The 21,366-nt window shown below is 74.3% G+C and carries 21 protein-coding genes and 1 tRNA gene; 15 read left to right on the forward strand and 7 right to left on the reverse strand.

Going from position 1 to position 21,366, the window contains the following annotated elements:
• Nucleotides 1-5 precede the first annotated feature (5 nt).
• Nucleotides 6-1,208, reverse strand: coding sequence for an MFS transporter (locus ACI8AP_RS17375; protein ID WP_456590610.1), 1,203 nt, complete (start codon nucleotides 1,206-1,208; stop codon nucleotides 6-8).
• Entirely contained in the window at nucleotides 1,205-2,008 is an 804-nt protein-coding gene (locus ACI8AP_RS17380) for an IclR family transcriptional regulator domain-containing protein (RefSeq protein WP_456590611.1), read from the reverse strand. Before ACI8AP_RS17380 ends, ACI8AP_RS17375 begins: the two co-directional genes overlap by 4 nt.
• A gap of 205 nt (nucleotides 2,009-2,213) precedes the next feature.
• Here ACI8AP_RS17380 and ACI8AP_RS17385 point away from each other — a divergent pair, with 205 nt between their 5' ends.
• Genes ACI8AP_RS17385 through ACI8AP_RS17405 form a run of 5 tightly spaced genes read left to right on the forward strand, consistent with a single transcriptional unit; the run spans nucleotide 2,214 to nucleotide 5,678 of the window.
• The gene (locus ACI8AP_RS17385) at nucleotides 2,214-3,185 is read left to right on the forward strand and encodes an ABC transporter substrate-binding protein (RefSeq protein ID WP_456590612.1); all 972 of its coding nucleotides are present in this window, start codon (nucleotides 2,214-2,216) and stop codon (nucleotides 3,183-3,185) included.
• Nucleotides 3,182-3,787: an ABC transporter permease gene (locus ACI8AP_RS17390; protein ID WP_456590613.1), complete on the forward strand. Its 606-nt coding sequence runs from the start codon at nucleotides 3,182-3,184 to the stop codon at nucleotides 3,785-3,787. The genes ACI8AP_RS17385 and ACI8AP_RS17390 overlap by 4 nt, the downstream gene beginning before the upstream one ends.
• Nucleotides 3,787-4,032: an ABC transporter permease subunit gene (locus ACI8AP_RS17395; protein ID WP_456590614.1), complete on the forward strand. Its 246-nt coding sequence runs from the start codon at nucleotides 3,787-3,789 to the stop codon at nucleotides 4,030-4,032. The genes ACI8AP_RS17390 and ACI8AP_RS17395 overlap by 1 nt, the downstream gene beginning before the upstream one ends.
• A complete protein-coding gene (locus tag ACI8AP_RS17400; protein WP_456590615.1) occupies nucleotides 4,029-4,802 on the forward strand; it encodes an ABC transporter permease in 774 nt (257 codons plus the stop codon). The genes ACI8AP_RS17395 and ACI8AP_RS17400 overlap by 4 nt, the downstream gene beginning before the upstream one ends.
• 27 nt (nucleotides 4,803-4,829) lie before the next feature.
• A complete protein-coding gene (locus ACI8AP_RS17405; RefSeq protein WP_456590616.1) occupies nucleotides 4,830-5,678 on the forward strand; it encodes an ABC transporter ATP-binding protein in 849 nt (282 codons plus the stop codon).
• Between the two features lie 85 nt (nucleotides 5,679-5,763).
• Here ACI8AP_RS17405 and ACI8AP_RS17410 read toward each other — a convergent pair whose 3' ends face one another.
• Nucleotides 5,764-6,840 carry an alpha/beta hydrolase fold domain-containing protein gene (locus ACI8AP_RS17410; protein ID WP_456590617.1) on the reverse strand — a complete coding sequence of 359 codons (1,077 nt, stop codon included), beginning with the start codon at nucleotides 6,838-6,840 and terminating at the stop codon, nucleotides 5,764-5,766.
• Between the two features lie 276 nt (nucleotides 6,841-7,116).
• Between ACI8AP_RS17410 and ACI8AP_RS17415 the strand changes: the two genes are divergently transcribed.
• The 6 genes from ACI8AP_RS17415 (at nucleotide 7,117) to ACI8AP_RS17440 (ending at nucleotide 15,247) form a co-directional block, all read left to right on the forward strand.
• A tRNA-Ser gene (locus ACI8AP_RS17415) sits at nucleotides 7,117-7,204 on the forward strand.
• Between the two features lie 337 nt (nucleotides 7,205-7,541).
• Nucleotides 7,542-9,806, forward strand: a complete 2,265-nt coding sequence (locus ACI8AP_RS17420) for an immune inhibitor A domain-containing protein (RefSeq protein WP_456590618.1) — start codon at nucleotides 7,542-7,544, stop codon at nucleotides 9,804-9,806.
• Between the two features lie 422 nt (nucleotides 9,807-10,228).
• Nucleotides 10,229-11,077: a hypothetical protein gene (locus tag ACI8AP_RS17425; protein WP_456590638.1), complete on the forward strand. Its 849-nt coding sequence runs from the start codon at nucleotides 10,229-10,231 to the stop codon at nucleotides 11,075-11,077.
• 98 nt (nucleotides 11,078-11,175) lie between these two features.
• A complete protein-coding gene (locus tag ACI8AP_RS17430; protein WP_456590619.1) occupies nucleotides 11,176-12,846 on the forward strand; it encodes an alkaline phosphatase D family protein in 1,671 nt (556 codons plus the stop codon).
• A complete protein-coding gene (locus tag ACI8AP_RS17435; protein ID WP_456590620.1) occupies nucleotides 12,843-14,126 on the forward strand; it encodes an alkaline phosphatase family protein in 1,284 nt (427 codons plus the stop codon). Before ACI8AP_RS17430 ends, ACI8AP_RS17435 begins: the two co-directional genes overlap by 4 nt.
• Nucleotides 14,127-14,206: 80 nt before the next feature.
• Nucleotides 14,207-15,247, forward strand: a complete 1,041-nt coding sequence (locus tag ACI8AP_RS17440; RefSeq protein WP_456590621.1) for a GGDEF domain-containing protein — start codon at nucleotides 14,207-14,209, stop codon at nucleotides 15,245-15,247.
• Here ACI8AP_RS17440 and ACI8AP_RS17445 read toward each other — a convergent pair.
• From ACI8AP_RS17445 to ACI8AP_RS17460, 4 genes are all read right to left on the reverse strand, one after another.
• Entirely contained in the window at nucleotides 15,244-16,377 is a 1,134-nt protein-coding gene (locus ACI8AP_RS17445; protein WP_456590622.1) for a geranylgeranyl reductase family protein, read from the reverse strand. The two genes, ACI8AP_RS17440 and ACI8AP_RS17445, sit on opposite strands and share 4 nt — an antisense overlap.
• Before the next feature lie 27 nt (nucleotides 16,378-16,404).
• Complete coding sequence (locus ACI8AP_RS17450) at nucleotides 16,405-17,340, reverse strand: alpha/beta fold hydrolase (protein WP_456590623.1); 936 nt, start codon at nucleotides 17,338-17,340, stop codon at nucleotides 16,405-16,407.
• A gap of 50 nt (nucleotides 17,341-17,390) precedes the next feature.
• Complete coding sequence (locus ACI8AP_RS17455; protein WP_456590624.1) at nucleotides 17,391-17,963, reverse strand: LOG family protein; 573 nt, start codon at nucleotides 17,961-17,963, stop codon at nucleotides 17,391-17,393.
• 97 nt (nucleotides 17,964-18,060) lie between these two features.
• Nucleotides 18,061-18,519: a MaoC family dehydratase gene (locus ACI8AP_RS17460; protein WP_456590625.1), complete on the reverse strand. Its 459-nt coding sequence runs from the start codon at nucleotides 18,517-18,519 to the stop codon at nucleotides 18,061-18,063.
• 246 nt (nucleotides 18,520-18,765) lie between these two features.
• Between ACI8AP_RS17460 and ACI8AP_RS17465 the strand changes: the two genes are divergently transcribed.
• The 4 genes from ACI8AP_RS17465 (at nucleotide 18,766) to ACI8AP_RS17480 (ending at nucleotide 21,365) form a co-directional block, all read left to right on the forward strand.
• On the forward strand, nucleotides 18,766-19,242 hold the full coding sequence (locus ACI8AP_RS17465) for an NUDIX domain-containing protein (protein WP_456590626.1): 477 nt from the start codon (nucleotides 18,766-18,768) through the stop codon (nucleotides 19,240-19,242).
• A gap of 82 nt (nucleotides 19,243-19,324) precedes the next feature.
• A complete protein-coding gene (locus ACI8AP_RS17470) occupies nucleotides 19,325-20,215 on the forward strand; it encodes a 1,4-dihydroxy-2-naphthoyl-CoA synthase (protein ID WP_456590627.1) in 891 nt (296 codons plus the stop codon).
• An 86-nt stretch (nucleotides 20,216-20,301) separates the two neighbouring features.
• Nucleotides 20,302-20,634, forward strand: coding sequence for a hypothetical protein (locus ACI8AP_RS17475; RefSeq protein ID WP_456590628.1), 333 nt, complete (start codon nucleotides 20,302-20,304; stop codon nucleotides 20,632-20,634).
• A 137-nt stretch (nucleotides 20,635-20,771) separates the two neighbouring features.
• Nucleotides 20,772-21,365 (forward strand): TetR-like C-terminal domain-containing protein, encoded by a 594-nt coding sequence (locus tag ACI8AP_RS17480; RefSeq protein WP_456590629.1) that lies wholly within the window; start codon nucleotides 20,772-20,774, stop codon nucleotides 21,363-21,365.
• Nucleotide 21,366 lies beyond the last annotated feature (1 nt).

The following is a 21,366-nucleotide window of genomic DNA, read 5'->3' on the forward strand; positions in this document are numbered from 1 at the left end:
CGGGGTCAGACGGCGGGGCCGACCAGCCGGGGGCGGGCCGCGGCGATCCCGACGGCCGTCTGACCCAGGACCACGACCAGCAGGAGCAGCAGCCCCGGGACCCACTCCCCGGTGGCCTCGTGCAGCAGGCCGACGCCCAGCGGGCCGGTGGCGGCCAGCAGGTAGCCCACGCTCTGCGCCGACGCGGACAGCCGGCCGGTCTGGGCGACGTCGCGGGTGCGCTGCAGGATCAGCGCCATGGCCAGCGGGAAGGCCGCTCCCGTGCCGATGCCGTAGAGCAGCGTCCACAGCAGCGGGGCCGCGGCCGGGGCCACGAGCAGCCCCACGATCGCCACGATCACCGGCACGGTGCCGACCAGCACCCACCCCTGCTGGCCGGGGCGCCGCGCGGCCAGCGGCGGGACCACCAGGGAGGCGGGGACGCCCAGCGCGGCGGCGAGCGCCAGCAGGCCGCCGGCCGCGACTGGGGAGACGCCGGCCTCGGCCTGGAGGATGTCGGCCAGCCAGGTCAGCATCGCGTAGAACGAGAGCGACTGGAGCCCGAAGAACAGCGTGACGGCCAGCGCCACCCGGTCGCGCAGCACCGCGGTGCGGGCGCCCGAGGGGGCGGGCGGCGGAGGGGGGACGTCGCGCCGAGCACGGGCGAGCGCGGCCACGGCGACCAGGGCGGCCAGCACCGGCACGCCCCACAGCAGCAGGCCGACCACGGCGCTGCCGGCCGCGGCGGCCAGCGGTTGCGCCAGCCCGGCCCCGATGCTGGCGGACGCCGCCATGGAGGCGACGATCATCCCCACGACCACCGCGCTGCGCGCGCCGTACTCCGCACGCGCGACCGCGGGCAGCAGCACGTTGGCGATGGCGATGCCCCCGGTGAGCAGCACGGTGCCCACGTAGAGCCCGGGCGTGGCGGCCAGTCGCAGCAGGATCCCGATCGCCAGGAGGGCGACGCCGAGCAGCACGGCGCGGTGCACGCCGACGCGGCCGGCGAGAGCGGGGGCGAACGGTGAGATGAGCCCGAAGCAGACCAGCGGCAGGGCGGTGACGACGGCGAGCGCGCCCGTGGAGAGCGTCAGCTCGTCGCCGAGCTCCCCGAGGAGCGGGCCCACGGCGGCGAAGGGCGCGCGCAGGCAGAGCGCGACCAGGACCATCGCCACGGCCGGCAGGGCCAGCCGCCATGCGGGGCGGGTGCGGGTGCCGGTACCGGTCACGACCGGGAGCTGCGGCCGAGGTCGTGCTCGATCTGGGTGGCGGTCTCCAGCAGCGGCGGCACGTACTCGTCCTCCAGTTGCTCCAGCGAGGTGCGGCTGGCGCTGACCGAGAGGTTCACCGCGGCGACGACGGCGCCGCTGCGGTCGCGGACCGGTGCGGCGGCCGAGCGCAGCCCCTCCTCCAGCTCCTGGTCGACCATCGCGTAGCCCTGCGCCCGCACGGTGGCCAGCACGCGGCGCAGCTCCGCGGCGTCGGTGACGGTGCGCGAGGTCAGCGCGGGCAGCTCCGCCCGCGCCAGGTAGGCGTCGAGCTCCTCGTCGGGCAGGCCGGCGAGGAGGACCCGGCCCATGGACGTGGCGTGGGCCGGGAAGCGGGTGCCGACGGTGATCATCACGGTCATGATGCGCTTGGTGTGCACCCGCGCCACGTAGACGACGTCGTCGCCGTCGAGCACCGACAGGGAGGAGGACTCCTCGACCCGGGCGACCAGCGCCTCCAGGTGCGGCTGCGCGACCTCGGGCAGGGTGAGCCCGGACAGGTAGGAGTAGCCCAGCTCCAGGACCCGGGGGCGCAGCGAGAACTCCCGGCCGTCGGCGCGCACGTAGCCCAGCTGCACCAGCGTGAGCAGGAAGCGGCGGGCGGCCGCCCGGGTGAGCCCGGTGGCGCGGGCGACCTCGCTCAGCTGGAGCCTCGGGTGCTGGGCGTCGAAGGCGCGGATGACGGCGAGACCGCGGTCGAGGGACTGCACGAAGGTGCCGTCCCGGACGGGCACCGGCCGCTCGTCGGGCACGGAGGTCACGGCGCTCCTTCGGTCGGATCGGTGGTGAGCGGCATCACTGTACGGTGCGCATCGGGAACGCGAGTGCGGTATGCGCACGGATACGGCACGGTCACGACCGTTTGACGTGACGGCGCTCACGTGTCAGCGTTCCTCCGTTCACATCGCACACATGCGTTCGCATAGCGAACACATGTGACGCTCGGTCGTCATCGAAGGAGATCTCATGCGCCGCACCGTCGCTGCGTTCGTCACCGCGCCGCTGATGCTGGTCGCCGCCTGCGGCGGCTCCGACGAGGAGGCGGGCGGCACCACCGGTGGTGGCGAGGGCGGCGGGCTCGAGCAGGTGTCGGTCGGCGTCATCCCCATCGTCGACGTCGCGCCGATCTACCTCGGTGACCAGCAGGGCTTCTTCGAGGAGTGCGGCCTCGACCTGACCCTGGAGACCGGTCAGGGCGGCGCGGCCATCGTGCCCGCGGTCGTCAGCGGCCAGTCGCAGTTCGGCTTCAGCAACGTCACCTCGCTGCTGCTCGCCGCCAGCGAGGGCCTGCCGCTGCAGGTCGTCGCGAACGGCGTCGCCTCGACCGGTGAGCAGGGGGCCGACTTCGGCGCCGTCGTCACCACCCCGGACTCCGGCATCACCGGTGCCGCCGACCTCGCCGGCCGCACCGTGGCGGTCAACACGCTGAACAACATCGGGACGACGACGGTGCGCGAGTCGGTCCGGGCCGCCGGTGGCGACCCGGACAGCATCCAGTTCGTCGAGCTGCCGTTCCCGGAGATGCCGGCCGCCCTCGAGCAGGGCAACGTCGACGCCGCCTGGGTGGTGGAGCCCTTCCTGGCCCTGTCGACCGGTGAGGGCGCCCAGGTCGTCACGTCGAACTTCGTCGACACCGCCGACGACCTCACCGTGGCCACGTACTTCACCAGCCAGCAGTACGCCCAGCAGAACCCCGAGGCCGTCGAGTGCTTCAGCGACGCGATGGCGCAGTCGCTGGAGTACGCCCAGGAGAACCCGGACGCCGTCCGCGAGATCCTCGGCGAGTACACCCAGATCGACCCGGCCGTCGCCGAGCAGATGACGCTGCCGGCGTGGCCGGCCGAGATCAACCGCGACTCGGTGCAGACCCTGGCGGACCTCGCGGTCGAGGACGGGCTGCTCGACGAGGCGCCGGATCTGGACGCCCTGCTGCCGTGACCGGGTCGACCGCCACCCGGGCGTCGGCGGATCCCGCCGCCTCGCCGGCCCGCTCTCCGCAGGCGGGCCGGCGGCGGCAGGTGCCGGCCTGGGCCCTGGGGCTGCTGGGCCTGCTCGCGCTGATCGCGCTGGTCGAGATCGCGCCGCGGATCGGCCTGGTTCCGCGGCGCTGGTTCCCGCCGTCCTCGGAGATCGGCGCCGAGCTGCTCGTGCAGTTCGGCCGCCCGGAGTTCTGGACCGCGGTCCTGGACACCCTCGAGGGCTGGGCGATCGGCCTGGCGATCGCCGCGGTGGCCGGCGTGCTGCTCGGGCTGCTGCTCGGCACGTTCCGGTTCGCCCGCGAGTTCACCGCCTCCACCATCGAGTTCCTGCGCCCGATCCCGTCGGTGGCGCTGATCCCCATCGCCGTCCTGCTGTTCGGCAACGACCTGGAGAGCGAGCTGCTCCTGGTCGTCTACGCCTCCTTCTGGCAGATCCTCATCCAGGTCCTCTACGGCGTGCAGGACGTCGACCCGGTCGCGCAGGACACCGCGCGCGCCTACGGGCTGGGCCCCTGGGCGCGGGTGCGGCACGTCACCTGGCCACCGCGCTGCCGTACGTGATGACCGGGCTGCGCCTCGGGGCCGCCGTGGCGCTGATCCTCGCGGTCACCGCCGAGCTCGTCATCGGCACCCCGGGCCTGGGGCAGCTGCTCAACAACGCGCAGAGCAGTGGCGCGGTGGCGGCCACCTACGCGATCGTCGTCGTCACCGGGATCCTCGGCGTGATCGTCAACCTGGTCTTCCGGGCCGTCGAACGGCGGGCGCTGTCGTGGCACCCGTCCCAGCGAGCGGAGGTGGCGGCATGAGCGTGCTGCGTCGCGTGGCGATGACCCTCGGCCTGCCGGTCATCCTGCTCACCGCCTGGTGGTTCGCCAGCGCCGGGAGCACCAACTTCTTCTTCCCGCCGCTGTCGGAGATCCTCGAGAGCATGGTCGAGGAGTGGTTCGGCCCGCGCCTGGCCGCCGACGTCTGGCCGAGCCTCTACCGCCTGGCGGCCGGCTACGCCCTGGCCGTCGCGGTGTCCCTGGCCCTCGGCGTGCTCATCGGCACCTCCCGCACGGTGCGGGCGGTGACCGAGCCGGTGTTCGAGTTCTTCCGGGCCATCCCGCCGCCGGTGCTGGTGCCCATCTTCATCCTGCTGTTCGGCCTCGGCGACGGCATGAAGATCGTCGTCATCGCCTTCGGCTGCATGTGGCCGATCCTGCTGAACACCGTCGAGGGCGTGCGCGCCGTCGACGAGGTGCTCAGCGACACCGGCCGCGTGTACGGCCTCCGCGGCTGGTCCCGGCTGCGCCGCCTGGTGCTGCCCAGCGCCAGCCCGCAGATCTTCGCCGGGCTCCGCCAGGGGCTCTCGGTCGCGATCATCCTCATGGTCATCAGCGAGCTCTTCGCCGCGACCAACGGGCTCGGCTACGCCGTCGTCCAGGCCCAGCGCAGCTTCGCCATCGCGGAGACCTGGGCGGGCATGCTCATGCTCGGCCTGCTCGGCTTCCTGCTGGCCCTGCTGTTCCGGATCGTCGAGAGCCGGCAGCTCGCCTGGTACCACGGCCTGCGCCGCGCCCAGCGCTCCTCCTGACCTCCTTCACCACCTGGAAGGTTCCCCATGCTCGACGTCCGCGGCATCAAGAAGGTCTACGAGAGCAAGGACCGCACGGTCGAGGCCGTCCGCGACCTCACGTTCACCCTCCCGGCCGGGGAGCTCGCCTGCCTGGTCGGGCCCTCCGGCTGCGGCAAGACCACGCTGCTGAAGATCATGTCCGGCCTGCTGGAGCCGACGTCCGGCGAGGTCCGCATGGAGGGCGAGGTCGTCAACGGCCCCCCGCCGGGGATGGCCGTGGTCTTCCAGGAGTACGGGCGCAGCCTCTTCCCGTGGATGACGGTGCGAGAGAACGTCGAGCTGCCGCTGAAGCAGAAGAAGCTGCCCGCCGCCCGCCGCAACGAGCTGGTGGAGGAGTCGCTGGCCGCCGTCGGCCTGGCCGAGGCGCACGCGGCCTACCCGTGGCAGCTCTCCGGCGGGATGCAGCAGCGCGTGGCCATCGCCCGCGCGGTCGCCTACGAGCCGCACGTGCTGCTCATGGACGAGCCGTTCGCCGCTGTCGACGCGCAGACCCGCGCCGACCTCGAGGACCTCATCCGCGACCTGTGGCACAAGTTCGGCGTCACCACGCTGTTCGTCACCCACGACATCGACGAGGCGGTCTACCTCGGGCAGCGGGTGCTCATCCTGTCGAACTCGCCGACGGTCATCCGCGACGACCTGGTGATCGACCTGCCCGACGAGCGCGACCAGCTCACCACCCGCTCGTCCCCGCGGTTCGCCGAGCTCCGCGCGCGGGTCTACGAGCAGATCCACCGGCCCAAGGACGAGCCGGCCGAGGAGCCGGCGCAGCCGGTGGCCGCGAGTCCGGTGACCGGGCCCGCACCGGCCGCACCCGACCACTCGGGGTTCTGACCGCTCCCCGAGGGGCCCGGCGCGAGACGCGCGAAACGGGGCCCCGGCAGCTGCGCCGGGGCCCCGTTCGCCGTCTCTCGCGGGCTCAGCGGTTGGCGCGCTCCGCCTGGGCGAAGCCGGCGCGCAGGAACCTGTCGATGTCGTGCCACGTCGGTGCGGCGCGGTTGACCACCCGCTCGCGCCCGGCGTGGTTCGTCATCCACGTCGTGGAGACCTCGGCGCCGATGATGTCGTCGACCGAGTGGCCGGCGTCCGGCACGAGCGTGAACCTCGCCTCGTTCCCCTCGGCCGTCGTCGTGTCGTAGACGAGCCGGCTCTGGTTGTACGGCAGCAGCGGGTCGGCCAGGCCGTGGAGCACCCACACCGGGATCTCCTCGCCCTCGATGTAGCTGCTCGGGTCCGCGGCCTCGGTCTCCTCCGGGCACGCCTGGATGCTCAGCTGGCCCGGGAACTCCTCGCCGGCGCAGTGGATCAGCAGGCTCTCCGGGGACGTCGGGGCATCGTGGGGGTAGATCCCCGGCTGCATCGGCAGGTCGTTCTCCGCGGCGAACGTGTCCATGGAGAGGAAGTCGGTCGGCGGGAAGAACGGCACGGCCACCTGCACGGCGCTGGAGGTGCCGTCGACGCCCGTCTCCCCGGGCAGCTGCTCGATGTCGCTCGTCGTCGCGGCGAACGCCGCCGACCAGCCGCCCGAGGAGTTGCCCATGAACGCGAAGCGGTCCGGGTCGAGGCCGTACTGCGCGGCGTTCTCCCGCAGGTAGCGGACGGCGGCCCGCACGTCGTAGCCCTGCTCGGGGAACCGGGCGTCGGCGCTGGAGCGCACGTTGATGGTGGCGACGGCGTAGCCGCGGCCGGTGAACTCCTCGACGACGTCGAGCGCCTGCTCGCCGGTCTTCACGTCGTTGCTGAACCACGCGGAACCGGAGTGCCAGACGACCAGCGGCAGGGCGTGCCGGCGGGGGGTGCCGGGGAGGTGCAGGTCGAGCAGGTTACCCGGGGTGGCCGGGCCGTAGGCGAGGTCGCTGATCACGGTCGGCTCGGGAGCGGGCGGTGCCGCCTGGGCGGGCGTGGCCAGGGCCAGCACGACGGTGGAGGCGGCGGCGAGGCCGCAGGCGGCGGTGATCGCGCCCTGTCGTCGGGGCGCACGTGCGGTGTGCTGCATGGGATCCGGACTCCATTCCTGGTGGCGACGTTGCCGGTGCGGAGCGTGGGTGGTGTGAGGCTAGGCACACCCTCGGCCGGACACGAGGAGCAGCTTCCACTCACTGGAAACCGGCTGGGCCCGGGCGATGCGGCGCCGCCGCGGGAGTCGAGCGTGTGTGCCGATCGGCAGATCGAGCCGCGCTTCCTGCCGGTCCGCGCACGGCGTCCGGCGCCGGGTCGGCGCGGTGGGCCGGGAGCGGGCGTCCGGGATGACGCACTAGCCTCGACGGCGCCAGGAGGGCTCGCCTAGTGGCCGATGGCGGCGGTCTTGAAAACCGCTAAGAGGTAACCCCTCTTCGTGGGTTCGAATCCCACGCCCTCCGCGCTGCGGTGCCGCAGGGCGTCGTCACCTCGCCCCGGCACGTCTCCGCGCTGCCGCCTGACCTGCGGCGGATCCCACCCCACACCCGATCGTCCCAGACAGTGGGACGCTGCCGGGTCGGATCCGGCGGTCCGGAAACTGTTTCGCAACGGTAAAGAGCCTGGTCGGATCCGTAGTCGCCCCCCGCGGGGTGCGGCCCCTGCGTAACCGGGCGGTGTCGATATGTAGACACACGTGCAGGCCGCATCTAACGTCCCGCTCGACCGTCCGCGAGCGGCCGCCGGTGGCCCCCCACCGTCCGGCTGGACGGTCTTCCTCCGAACGCAGGAGAACCATCCTTGAAGAGAGCTCTGGCCGTCGTCGCCGGTGCCGCCCTGGTCATGGCGGTTCCCGTGACGGCTTCCGCCGCACCCCCCGCAGAAGACGCCCCCGCGACCCCGCAGCGCGCCCACGACCTGCCCAACCCGCTCGCCGAGACGCAGCAGGCGCTGCGTGCCGAGGCACTCGAGCAGGTGCTCACCGGGCAGGCCACGCCGCGCGGCAACAACAAGGTGGTCGAGGTCGCCCGGGGCCGCTACGTCGAGCTGGCCCAGGAGGACAGCGACGCGATCTGGACCGTCCTCGGCGAGTTCAGCGACCTGCCGCACAACTCGATCCCGGAGCCCAAGCGGTCGGTGGACAACACCACCATCTGGACCCCGGACTTCTCGCAGGGCTACTTCGACACCCTGCTGTACAGCTCCGAGCCGGGCGTCAACTCGGTGGCCAACTTCTACGAGCAGCTCTCCTCGGGCCGCTACACCGTGACCGGCGAGGTCGAGGACTGGGTGCAGGTGCCCGGCACCGGCGCCTCCTACGGCGACAACGACCTGGGCGACAGCGCCGTCTGGGGCTTCATCAACGACTCGGTCAACACCTGGTACGCCAACCAGCTGGCCGCCGGCAAGACGGCCGAGCAGATCGACGAGTACCTCTCGCAGTTCGACGTCTGGGACCGCTACGACTCCGACGGCGACGGCAACTTCGACGAGGCCGACGGCTACATCGACCACTTCCAGGCCGTGCACTCCGGCGAGGGCGAGGAGGTCGGTGGCGGCGTCCTCGGCGACGACGCCATCTGGAGCCACCGCTGGTACAACCAGACCAACCGGATCGGCACCGCCGGCCCGACGGTCAACGGTGCGGTCAACCCGCTCGGCGGCACGCAGGTCGGTGGGTCGAAGTACTGGATCGGTGACTACACCGTCGAGCCCGAGAACGGCGGCGTCGGCGTCTTCGCCCACGAGTTCGGCCACGACCTCGGTCTGCCCGACCTGTACGACACCTCCGGCAACAGCGGCGGCGCGGAGAACAGCACCGCCTTCTGGACGCTGATGAGCTCCGGCTCCTACGGCAACTCCGGCCGCCCCGAGGACGGCATCGGCACCCAGCCGATCCACATGGGCGCCTGGGAGAAGCTGCAGCTGGGCTGGCTCAACTACGAGGTGGTGCAGCCCGGCGAGAGCGCGAACCTGCGCCTCGGCCCGGCGGCGTACAACTCCAAGGAGAACCAGGCCGCCGTCGTCGTCCTCCCGGACAACGAGGTCACCACCACGATCGGCACCCCGTTCGAGGGCGAGGACTTCTGGTACTCCGGCTCGGGCGACAACCTCGACCACAGCATGCTGGCGCCCAAGCCCGCAGGGGCGGCTGAGCTGACCGCCCAGGTCAAGTACGAGATCGAGGCGGACTGGGACTACGCGTACGCGGTGTACACCACCGACGGCGGGGCCACCTTCACGTCGATCCCGACCAACCTGTCGACGACCACCGACCCCAACGGCCAGAACTTCGGCCACGGCATCACCGGCAGCACCGGTGGCGAGTGGGTCGAGCTCACGGCCGGCCTGGCGGGCGTGCCCGACGGGGCGCAGGTCGGCTTCCGGTACTGGACCGACGGCGCGGCCACCGAGCCGGGCCTGCAGGTCGACGCCGTGGCCATCGACGACGCACCGGTGACCGACTGGACGCTGGACGGCTTCGAGCTGACCACCGGTACGACGACGAACTCGTACTTCAACGCCTACATCCTCGAGAACCGGGCCTACACCGGCTACGACACGGGGCTGAAGACGGGGCCGTACAACTTCGGTGACCCGCGGCGTCCGGACTGGGTGGAGCACTTCCCGTACCAGGACGGCCTGCTGATCAGCTACTGGAACACCCAGTACAACGACAACAACGTCGGCGCCCACCCCGGTGCGGGCCTCGTCCTCCCGGTCGACGCCCACCCGGGCCTGCTCTACGAGCCGACCGACGACGAGGGTGAGGACCGCACCAACGGCGAGAGCTGGCGGCCGCGGGTCCAGTCCTACGACTCGACCTTCGGGCTCCAGCCGACGGACAAGCTGACGCTGCACGACCCGGACACCGGCGTGGCCGGCCGGGTCGGCGGTCTCCCGGCCGTCCGCACCTTCGACGACACGCTCGACTGGTGGGTGGCCCCGGGCGAGCAGCCCGACGCCAACGGCTGGACCGGCGTCGACGTGCCGAAGACCGGCACGACGATCACCGTCACCGGCATGAGCGCGCAGGGTGCGCTCATGCAGGTCCGGGTCAACTGACCCGGTAGCGCAGCACGCGAACGGCCCGCCGGCACCCGCCGGCGGGCCGTTCCGCGTCCCCGGGACGGTGCGCCGGGCAGCGACGTGCGGGCGCGGCGCGCGACCCCCCGGGGACGGCGCCCGCAGCGCGCATCGCGGCCCCTCGGCGCGGCCGCCCGACATGCCGGGCGGCAGCGCCGGCGAGGGGTGACCGGTCCGACCGCCGACGGCATCCACGCTGGTCGACGCGGTGCATGTCGACATGGCGGTGGCCCGCGGGACGGGTCACCGTGCCGCGGCAGGGGCGGTCGCAACGATCCGGTGACGGGCCTTCCGGTGAGGCGCCGAACCCGCCGATCGCGGGGTCGGTGCGCCGTAACTTCTCCCGTGATCGCGGCACCTTCCCCGGTCGCGACGAGGCACGGAGGAGTTTCCCGGTGATCATGGGCACGATGCTGCTGTGGCCCGCCGCGGCGGTGCTCGGTTTCCTGCTGTGCACCGCGGTCGTGGTCGCGCTCGGCGCGAGCTCCACCGCCCGGTACGAGTACGCCGGCGCGGCCGCCACCCAGCAGGTCCAGCGCGCGGCGGCGAGGGCCGCCGGCACCCACCCGGCCGGGCGCCGCGCCGCCCCCGCCCCGGCCGGGCGCGGGACCCAGCGGAGCCCCCAGGCGGTCGCCCTCGCCGTCCGGCCCGCCGCGGCGCCCGTGCCCGCGCGGCCGGCCGGCCCCACTCCCGGGGCCGCCAACGGCTGGTGGCTGGTCGACGGGTCGGCGCAGGCCATGGCCGGCCCCTTCGCCGACCGGATCGACGCCGACTGGGCGGCGCTGGCGGGTGAGCTGGCGGCCGTGACCGTGTTCGGCGTCCCCCGGGCCGACGGCACGATCGCCCCGCGCCCCTCGCCGGCGGACCGGGTCTGGCTGACCGAGCTCGGCGACCAGCTCGACCGGCTCCCCGAGGACTGGGACGCGCTGCTGAGCGACACCGACCCGCTGACGACCCTGGTCGTGGAGGTCGCGGCGGCGCTGGTCGAGGCCGGGCTGCCGCTGCACGACGCCGCCGGGAGCGGAACGTCGGGCGGCGTCTGCCTGGTGCCCGAGACCGCGTCCTGCGGGGTGCTGGTCAGCTGGCGGACGCACGACCGGATGGGCGTGCAGCACTCGCGCGGCGAGGCGGCGCACGTGGTCGTGCAGGAGGTCATGGCCGCCGCCCTCGCCGACACGCTGGCCGAGCTCGGCTTCGTCGTCCAGACCGTCGGGGCGACCGGGGTCACCCTGGTGACCGCGCTGCGCTGAGCGCCGCTCCCACGAGGCGACGCGGAACCGGTGGCGAACGCTCGGTGAACGCTGCGTCCGGGCCGTAACCGCGGGCCGGGCCGCTCAATGGACGGGCCGTGATCACCCGCACGCCGCCGTTCTCCCGCCGCACCGCCCTGCAGCTGGCCGCCGTCACCGGCGCCGGAGTCGCAGGCGCGGTGTCCGCAGGACCCGCTGCCGCCGCGCCGGCCCCCGCCCGCATCCCGGGGCCGTTCGCGCACGGGGTCGCCTCCGGCGATCCGCTGCCCGACGCCGTGGTCCTCTGGACCCGCGTGACGCCCGACGCCCGGTCGACGCCGGGCTCCGGTGCCGGCCCCGTCGTCGAGGTCGGCTGGGAGGTGGCCACCGACTCCGCTTTCCGCCGCGTCGTCCGCCGGGGCCGGGTCCGCACCGGCCCGGCGACCGACCACACGGTGAAGGTGGACGCCGCCGGACTGCGGCCGGGCACCGGCTACTGGTACCGCTTCAGCTGCCGGGGGGCGACCTCCCCGGTGGGCCGCACCCGCACGGCGCCCGCCACCGGTGCCGCCGTGCCGCGGCTGCGCATGGCGGTGGTCTCCTGCGCCAACCTGCAGGCCGGCTGGTTCACCGCCTACCGGCACCTGGCCGCGCGCGGGGACCTCGACCTCGTGGTGCACCTGGGTGACTACCTGTACGAGTACGCGCCGGGGGAGTACCAGGCGCGTGACGTCGTCGTCCGGCCGCACGACCCGCCGCACGAGATCGTCACCCTCGCCGACTACCGGCGCCGGCACGCCCAGTACAAGGCCGACCCCGACCTGCAGGCCCTGCACGCCGCCGCGCCGTGGGTGGTCACCTGGGACGACCACGAGAGCGCCAACGACGCGTGGTCCGGCGGCGCGGAGAACCACACGGAGGGCGCCGAGGGCGCCTGGCCGGCTCGCCGCGGGGCCGCCCAGCAGGCCTACGCCGAGTGGATGCCGGTGCGCTACACGCCGGGCGGCCGGCTCTACCGGCGGCTGCGCTTCGGCCGGCTGGCCAGCCTGTCGATGCTCGACCTGCGCACCTACCGCGACCAGCAGGCCGCCTCACCGCTCGACCCCGCCCTCGGGGACCCCGGCCGCACGCTGACCGGGCCGGAGCAGCTGGAGTTCCTGCTCGACGGGCTGGCCGACGACGCGGTGCAGTGGAAACTGGTGGGCAACCCGGTGATGATCGCGCCGGTGCGGTTCCCGAACGGGCTGGACCTGCGGGCGACCCAGGCGATCGCCGGCCTGGTCGGCGTGGACCTCCCGCGGGTGACCGGCCTGCCCTACAACGTCGACCAGTGGGACGGCTACCCCGCCGAGCGGGACCGGGTGCGGGCGCACCTGCGCGACCGCGCGCTGCGCGGCACCGTCTTCCTCACCGGTGACATCCACTCCGGCTGGGCGGCCGAGCTGCCGGCGGACGACGCGACCTACCCGCTGACGCGCGACAGCCTCGGCGTGGAGCTCGTGTGCACCTCGGTGACCAGCGACAACCTCGACGACATCCTCGGCACCCCGCCCCGGACGACGTCCCTGGCGGTGGAGACCGCGATCCGGTTGGCCAATCCGCACGTGAAGCACCTGGACTTCGACTCGCACGGCTTCTCGGTCCTCGACGTCACCCCGGAGGCGGTCCAGATGGACTGGTACGTCCTCACCGACCGCACCGATCCGGCGTCGGCCGCGGTCTGGTCGACGTCCTGGCGGACGCCGGCCGGCACCGGCCGCGTCGAGCGTGCGCCCCGGCGGCTGGCGTGAGCGGCCCGGCGCAGGGGATGGACCGCCGGCAGTTCCTCCGGGTCACCGCCGCGGGCGGCGCGGCCGTCGTCCTGTCGACGGCGCTCGGGGCGCCGCGGGCCCGGGCGGCCGACCGGCTGCGGGTCTACGTGCTGGTCGTCGACGGGACGCGACCGGAGGAGATCACCCCGCTGCTCACGCCGAACCTGCACCGGCTGAAGACGGGGGGCACCTGGTTCCCGTCGGCGCGCTCGCTGCCGGTGATGGAGACCATCCCCAACCACGTGATGATGATGACCGGCGTCCGGCCCGACCGGTCCGGGGTGCCGGCCAACTCCGTGTACGACCGGGCCGAGGGCGCCGTCCGCGACCTGGACCGCCCTTCGGACCTCCGCTTCCCCACGCTGCTGGAGCGGGTGAACGCCACCGGCCGCACCACGGGCACCGTGCTGTCGAAGGAGTACCTGTACGGGATCTTCGGTGAGCGGGCCACCTACCGCTGGGAGCCGTTCCCGGTCATCCCCGTCACCGGGCACGCGCCGGACGCCGCGACCACCGACGCGCTGATCGCGATGGTCGACGAGGCCGACCCCGACCTTGTCTTCGTCAACCTCGGCGACATCGACCGGGTCGGCCACAGCGATCTGACCGGCAGCACCCTGCGGGTGGCGCGCGCTCTCGCGCTGGGCAGCACCGACCTGCAGGTGGGCCGCTTCGTCGCGCACCTGCAGCGCACCGGCCGGTGGGCCGGCAGCGTGCTGGTGGTGCTCGCCGACCACTCGATGGACTGGTCGGTGCCGACGAACCTCGTCTCGGTGGACGCCGTCCTGCGGCCGCGCCCGGACCTGCGGCAGTCGGTGCAGATCGCCCAGAACGGAGGCGCGGACCTCCTCTACTGGACCGGCCCGGCCGCGCAGCGGGCCGCTGGGCTGGCGGAGGTGCGGCGGCTGGTCGCCGCACACCCCGGCGTGCTGTCGGTGCACCGGCCGGCGGAGCTGCGGCTGGGGCGGGAGGCCGGCGACCTGGTCGCCTATTGCCGGGCCGGCTGGCGCTTCACCGACCCGACGCCGCTGTCCAACCCCATCCCCGGCAACCACGGGCACCCGGCCACCGAACCGATCCCGTTCCTGGTGGCGGGCGGGCACCCCCTGGTGCGGGCGGGCGCGGTCAGCGGGGCGCCCGCGCGCACGGTGGACGTCGCGCCGACCGTCGGCGCGCTGTTCGGCCTGGGTGCACCGCGGGGCGGGTACGACGGCGCAGCGCGCACGGAGGCGTTCACCCGGCTGTCCGGGCGGCGGTAGCCCCTCGCAGCGGGGGGTTGCCCACCCCTCGGGGGGACGCGGCGCTCCGCTGCCGGGGTCGCCGTGCCGATGCGGGGGAGGTGACCTTCCCGCCGTCGCTGCGAGCACGCGAGCCCGCCGCTGCCGCGCGCACGGCCGTCGTCGTCCTGGCCATCTGCGCCGGGATGCTGGCGCTGGTCGGACTGTTGGGGCCCGCCACGGACGGCGACGCGAGCCCGGCGGTGGTCTGGGCCTGCGTGATCGGGCTGGCCGGGGTGGCGGCCCTCTTCCACGTCGTGCCCGCGGAGCGCCTGGACCGCGCCGGCGCGTTCGTCGTCCTGGCCGTCGGCGGGGTGGCGGTGCTGTGCGTCCTGGCCGTCGTGAACGGGGGGACGTCGACCCGCGCGCAGGCGTTCCTGGCGTTCGTCGTGCTCTACGCGGGCTTCCACCCGCGGACGGCGGGCGCGGTGGTCGCCACGGTCGTCGCGGTGGCGGCCGGCGGGGTCATGCTGTTCGACGCCGCGCCCTTCAGCGGTGCCCTCACCGACTTCGCGTTCTTCGGCGCCATGCTGGGTGTGATCGGCGGTCTGCTCATCCGCTCCACCGACAAGCAGGAGCGCCTGGTGGCGGCGCTCCAGGAGCAGGCGGACGTCGACGCGCTGACCGGGATGGTCACGCGGCGGGTGCTCGACGAGGCGCTGGAAACCGGGGGCGCCGGCGCGGCGTCGTCCCAGGGCACCGCGCTGCTGCTCATGGACGTCGACCGGTTCAAGATGATCAACGACGTGCACGGCCACCTGGCCGGCGACGACGCCCTGGTGCACCTGTCCACCGTGATCAAGCAGCAGATCCGCGCCGCCGACGCGCTGGTCAGCCGGCTCGGCGGGGACGAGGTCGCCGTGCTGCTGCGCGACTGCTCGCGGGCCACCGCGGTGCGCCGCGCCGAGCAGCTGCTGGACGCCGTGTGCGGGGCGCCCCTGGTGCTCTCCGACGGGAGCAGCCTGGGCATGTCGGTGAGCGTCGGGGTGTCGCACCTCGCCGGCGCGGCCACCGATCTGCGTGAGCTCTACGCCGCCGCGGACGTCGCCCTGTACACCGCCAAGCGCGCCGGGCGGGGCCGGGTGGAGGTCGCGGCGGCCTAACCGGCCGGCGAGGGGAGGCGCAGGGAGCGGGCGGCGCCCGCGAGCGCCCGCAGGCTGAGCCGGCCGTCGGCTAGGCCGAGGTCGACCACGTCGTCGAACACGCCCTGGGAGCCGGCGGCGGCCCGGAACACCGAGTCCATCAGCGCCGGCCAGCGGCTCAGCCGGGAGGCCACCGACGAGTGCCGGAGGTGGCGGCCGAGCCGGTCGGCGAGCGCGCGCCGGTAGGCTGCGCCCGCGTCCGCCCCCCGGGTGGCGGCCTGCCCGGCGAGGGCGCCGGAGAGCACGGCGTAGAAGATGCCCTCACCGGTCAGCGGGTTGATCAACGCGGCGGCGTCACCGGCCAGGAGCACCCGCCCATCGGGCTGGCGGGGCCGGCCGGTGCTCAGCGGCAGCCGGTGGGCGCGGAGCTGCTCGGGCTCGGCTCCCGGCAGCAGCCGGTGCATGCCGGCGACGAGCTCGACCCGGGTGGCGCCGCCGGACACCAGCTCCCCGTACCCGACGTTGGCCCGTCCGTCGCCCAGCGGGAAGGACCACGCGTAGGCCGGCCAGCGCTGGTCGGTGGTCGTGATGACCTGGACGCCGCGCTGCCCGGGGGGCTCGGGGGCGTAGCCGCGGAGGGCGACGGCGAGCTGGTCGGGCCGGTTGCGCCGGGTGCCCAGCGCCCGGCGCACCACCGACTCCGCGCCGTCGGCGCCGATCAGCACCCCGGCGGTGACGGACCCGTCCACCTCGACCGCGTCGGCGTGCACCGCGATCCGCCGGACCACGTGCCGGCGCAGCACCGCCCCGGCGTCGCGGGCGGCCGCGATCAGCCGCGCGTCGAGCACCGCCCTGGGGATGACGTGGGAGGGCCGGGCGGTGGCCCGCTCGACCGTCGTCCCCCCGGGCGACCGCAGCCGCAGCCGCGGCACCGGCGGGAAGCCGGCGGTGAGGGCGGCCGGGCGCAGGCCGAGGCCGGCGAGGACGTCGAACGCCTCGGCGGCGATGCCGTCGCCGCACACCTTGTCCCGGGGGAACTCGGCGCGGTCGAGCACCAGCACCCGCGCCGAGGGCCGGGCCCGACGGGCGGCCAGGGCGGCGGCGGCACCGGCCGGCCCACCACCGACGACGACGACGTCCCAGTGCTCCACCCGTCCGACGCTAGGCAGTGGAGGGGCTCACCGCGCGACCGACCGCGGGACGCCGTCCCAGTTCTGGGAGAGCAGCCGCCGCCAGCTGTCCAGGTCGTGGTGCGCCGGTTCGGTCGTGGCGACGAAGTCCAGCAGCACGTCGCAGAAGCGGTCGGGCTCGTCGAGGTGCGGCCAGTGGCCCGCGTCCTCGAACACCTCGATCCGCGCCGACGGGACCGCGGCCCGGACCGGCTCGGCGTGCTGCGCCGGCACGATCGGGTCGCGACCGCCCCAGATGACCAGCATCGGCACGGAGTCGGCGAGGTACAGCCGGTCCAGCGCGGTCACCGCCTGCCCCCGCACGTCGACCGCCCCGCGCAGCGTGCGCAGGAACGCCCGCCGCGCCTCGGCGTCCTGCAGGGCCAGCAGCGCGTCGCCGGCCTCGGCGAGGTCGCGCACCCGCCGCCAGCCGGCGAGCGCCCCGAGCTGGTCGACGGCCCGCAGCCCGATGCGCAGCGGGCCGGAGATCCCGGCCAGCGCGGTGACCACGAGCTCGGCCCCGGGCAGGGTGGCCGCCCGCAGCCCCGCGGAGAGCTCCGAGCCCAGCCCGCCGCTGCCCACGAGCGCCAGCCGTTCGCAGCGCTCGGGGAACTGGTAGGCGAACTGCAGGGCGATGCCGCCGCCCAGCGAGTGCCCCACGACGGTGGCCCGTTCGACGTCGAGCACCGCGAGCAGGTCGCGCACGCCGTTGGCGTAGCCCGCGATCGAGTAGTCGCCGCGCGGCTTGTCCGAGTCGCCGTGCCCCAGCAGGTCGGGGGCGATGACGGTGTGCGACTCGGCGAGGCGGTCGATCACCCCGGCCCACGTCTGGCAGTTGTTCCCGATGCCGTGCAGCAGCAGCAGCGGCGGGCCGTCTCCCGCGCGGAGAAAGGCCCGCTTGTGCCCGTGGACGATCCGCGACTCTCGGACCTGACCGGTTGCCACGGCCCCAGTGCACCACGGTTCTTGTTGCTCTGCAGTCACGACGGCGCTGGTCAGGCCGGTGCGGGTGCCGTCCACTTCCGCGGCGGGTGCTCGTAGCCCTCGACGAACCGCAGCAGCCCGGCGGCGTCGCGGACCACGCCCAGCGCGTCGAGCCGGGGGCCGTCGAGGTAGCCGTCGTCCACCATGCGGCGGAGCTGGGCCAGCAGCGGCTGCCAGAACCCGTCGACGTCCAGCAGCGCCGCCGGCTTGGCGTGCAGCCCGAGCATGCCCCACGTCCAGGCCTCGAACAGCTCCTCCAGCGTGCCGGCGGCGCCGGGGAGCGCGACGAACGCGTCGGACAGGTCGGCCATGCGCGCCTTGCGCTCGTGCATGGAGGAGACCACCTCGAGCCGCGGGAGGCCGGGGTGGGCCAGCTCGTCGTCGACGAGGTGCTGCGGGATCACGCCGACGACCTCACCGCCGGCGGCGAGCGCGGCGTCGGCGACGACGCCCATCATCCCGACGCGCCCCCCGCCGTAGACGATTACGACGCCGGCCTCGGCCAGCCCGGTGGCGAAGGACGCGACGGCCTCCGCGTGGGCCGGTGGCCCCGCGTGGGACCCGGTGAAGACGGCGATCCGCACCGGACGAGGCTATGCCGGGTGCCGGCGCGAGCTGCCGTCGACCCCGTCCCGGGCACCGCCGCGAGCCTGCGAGCGGTCTGGAGGACGGGGTCCTTCCTCAGCCGCCGTAGTAGCGGTAGACGGGCTCGGCGATGCAGACGGGCTTGTCGCCGCCCTCCCGCTCGATGACCGCGGCCAGCGTCAGCTGCAGGCCGCCGGCCACCTCCTCGACCGACTTCAGGGTCGCGGTGAGCCGCACCCGGGAGCCCACCGGGACGGGGGAGGGGAAGCGCACCTTGTTCAGGCCGTAGTTGACACCCATCACCGTGTCGGTGACGACGAGGACCTGCGAGGAGAGCGGGGCCAGCAGGGACAGCGTCAGGTACCCGTGGGCGATCGGGCCACCGAACGGGCTCTCCTTCTTCGCGCGCTCGACGTCGACGTGGATCCACTGGTGGTCGCCGGTCGCCTCGGCGAACTGGTTGACGTGCTCCTGGGTGACCTCGTGCCAGTCGCTGGTGCCGAGCTCCGTGCCGATCAGCCCGTTCAGCTCGGCCATGGTCGTGGTGGTGCTCACGTGGTCGTCCTTCCCTGGGGTGGGCGGTGTTCCTGGGGACACTCTGCCTCTGATCACCAGGGCACTCAGAGGCAGAGGGTTCCGCCGCACACCTTGCCCGGCCCGGCGCGACGGCGCGCGTGCGGGTGCGGCGGGTGCGGATGTCCTCTCCCGGGATGCTCGTGCCCTGCCCGCGGGGGTGGGCAGGGCACGAGTTCCGGCGGGGTGCCCCCGGCGGCCGCCCGCGCGAGCGGGTTCACTGGGCGGGTGCTCGCCTCGACCGACGGCTGGACCGCCTGCAGCCAGGGGCACCGTCACTGGGGGCGGGCCGGCGCGGCCGGCCTGCTGATCCACCGCGACGGTCCCGACGGCGTCGAGCTGCTGCTGCAGCACCGGGCCTGGTGGTCGCACCACGGCGGCACCTGGGGGACGCCGGGCGGCGCGCTGCACGTGGGCGAGTCGGCGGCCGACGGTGCGCTGCGCGAGGTGGCCGAGGAGCTGGGGCTGACGGCCGGCGACGTCGTGCTGGGCGCGCAGTCGGTGGACGACCACGGGGGCTGGGCGTACACGACGGTCCTGGCCCGGCCGGCGCGCCGGTTCGAGGCGGTCGACCTCCGGCTGGACGGGGAGAGCGACGGCGTGGCGTGGGTGCCGCTGGCGGGCCTGGCCGCGGTGGCCCTGCACCCGGGGCTGGCCGCCTCGCTGGACCGGCTGCGGCCGCTGCTCGCCGGCGACGACGCGTAGCCGGGTCCTGGGCGGCCCTCCCGGCGGGGGTGGGTGACCGGCGGCTGCCGGTCCACCCCGCCCCGCGGGTTAGGTTCGGCGCATGAGCGCCCGCGACGACGTCTCCGAGATCTTCGACAGCTCCGCGTGGGCGCCGGTCGAGGGCTTCGACTTCAGCGACATCACCTACCACCGGGCGGTGGACGCCGGCGTCGTCCGCATCGCCTTCGACCGCCCGGAGGTGCGCAACGCCTTCCGGCCGCAGACCGTCGACGAGCTGATCACCGCGCTGGAGCACGCGCGGCTCTCCACCGACGTGGGGTGCGTGCTCCTCACCGGCAACGGGCCGAGTCCGAAGGACGGCGGCTGGGCGTTCTGCTCCGGGGGCGACCAGCGGGTGCGCGGGAAGTACGGCTACGAGCACGACAAGGGTCGCTCGAGCGGCCGGCTGCACATCCTGGAGGCCCAGCGGCTGATCCGCTTCATGCCGAAGGTCGTCGTCTGCGTCGTCCCGGGCTGGGCCGCCGGCGGTGGGCACAGCCTGCACGTCGTCGCCGACCTCACCCTGGCCAGCGCCGAGCACGCCCGGTTCAAGCAGACCGACGCCGACGTCGGCAGTTTCGACGGCGGCTTCGGCTCGGCCTACCTCGCGCGGCAGGTCGGGCAGAAGTTCGCCCGCGAGATCTTCTTCCTGGGCGAGGAGTACACCGCGGCCGACGCCCACGCCATGGGCATGGTCAACCGCGTCGTCCCGCACGCGGAGCTCGAGGCCACCGCCCTGGAGTGGGGCAAGAGGATCGTGGCCAAGAGCCCGACCGCCCAGCGCATGCTCAAGTACTCGTTCAACCTGATCGACGACGGCCTGGTCGGGCAGCAGCTGTTCGCGGGCGAGACCACCCGGCTGGCCTACATGGCCGAGGAGGCCGTCGAGGGCCGCGACGCCTTCCTCGAGAAGCGGGACCCCGACTTCGGCCGCTTCCCCTGGCATGTCTAGCGGAAGGACCCCTCCTCCCCACCCCTCGCACGTCCAGGGCGGTGCCCTGGACGGGGCCATAACCTGTCATCCATGAGGAGTTCGAAATGATCGTCGAGGTGATGACGGGCGCCGACGAGCGACCCGAGGCGCGGGTGGTCGACGTCGAGGACCTGGGCCGGCTGCACCTGGCCCTGGGGGCGGTCACCGACGAGGAGGCCGCCGAGGCGCTGGAGCGATCGGGCCTCGGCCGGCTGCAGGACGCCGAGACGGCCACCCTCGACGTGGCGGCGCTGCGGGCTGCCGCGGCGCCCCGGGCCACCGCCCCGGACTGGGACGCGCGGTGGGACCAGATGATCGCCGGCGCCCGGGCGCAGGGCTGGCTGTCCGAGGACGGGGCGAACCTGCGGGTGCACATCGAGAGCGCCGCGGGCGCCTGACCAGGCGGTCCTCCCCGGCGCCCGGCCGGGGCACGCGGAAAGTTAGGTGTACCTCAGAGGACCGAGATCATTGTGGTGACCCCGTCCGGCAGCCAGGATGGCCGCGTGCATAGAACCAGCCGTGACAGGACGGCGTCGTGAGCGGTACGCCGGGCCGTCCGCTGAGTGCGGAGCTGTCGGAACAGCTGCTCGCCGTGGCCGTCGACATCCTGGCCGACGAGGGATGGGGCCGCCTGAACAGCGATCGCATCGCCGCCCGGGCCAGGGCCGGCAAGGCGGGCATCTACCGCCGGTGGCCGTCCATGGCCGCGCTCGCCCGGGCGGCGGTGAGCCGCTTCGAGCTGGTGGTGCTGCCCGAGGACTCCGGATCGCTGCGGGCGGACCTGCTGGGCCTGGTCAGCGACCGCTGGACGCAGCCGCTGGACCGGCAGGAGCGCGCGGTGGCCAGCCTGGTGGGCGCGGCCCGGCACGACGAGGAGCTGCGGGCAGGGCTGGACGAGGCTCTCGTGCGCCCGCTGGCGGCCGCCGTCCAGACCGTCGGCGAGCGGGCCCAGCAGCGCGGGGAGCCCCTCCGGCTCGAGCGGCTGCGCTTGCTGGCCTCGGTGCTCGAAGCGTTCTGGTGGCAGCGCTACCGGATGGCCGAGCCGCTGACGGCCGAGCAGGTCGAGTGCATCGTCGACGAGGTGTTGGTGCCGATGCTGCGGCCGGTCGACGAGACCGTCGCCGCCTGAC

This window comes from Blastococcus sp. SYSU DS1021, from assembly GCF_054050995.1.

Coding starts and splice junctions, on each gene's coding strand:
- ACI8AP_RS17405 (WP_456590616.1), top strand. CDS start 4,830: ATGCTCGACGTCCGCGGCATCAAGAAGGTCTACGAGAGCAAGGACCGC.
- ACI8AP_RS17400 (WP_456590615.1), top strand. CDS start 4,029: ATGAGCGTGCTGCGTCGCGTGGCGATGACCCTCGGCCTGCCGGTCATC.
- ACI8AP_RS17425 (WP_456590638.1), top strand. CDS start 10,229: ATGGGCACGATGCTGCTGTGGCCCGCCGCGGCGGTGCTCGGTTTCCTG.
- ACI8AP_RS17385 (WP_456590612.1), top strand. CDS start 2,214: ATGCGCCGCACCGTCGCTGCGTTCGTCACCGCGCCGCTGATGCTGGTC.
- ACI8AP_RS17410 (WP_456590617.1), bottom strand. CDS start 6,840: ATGCAGCACACCGCACGTGCGCCCCGACGACAGGGCGCGATCACCGCC.
- ACI8AP_RS17470 (WP_456590627.1), top strand. CDS start 19,325: ATGAGCGCCCGCGACGACGTCTCCGAGATCTTCGACAGCTCCGCGTGG.
- ACI8AP_RS17395 (WP_456590614.1), top strand. CDS start 3,787: ATGACCGGGCTGCGCCTCGGGGCCGCCGTGGCGCTGATCCTCGCGGTC.
- ACI8AP_RS17475 (WP_456590628.1), top strand. CDS start 20,302: ATGATCGTCGAGGTGATGACGGGCGCCGACGAGCGACCCGAGGCGCGG.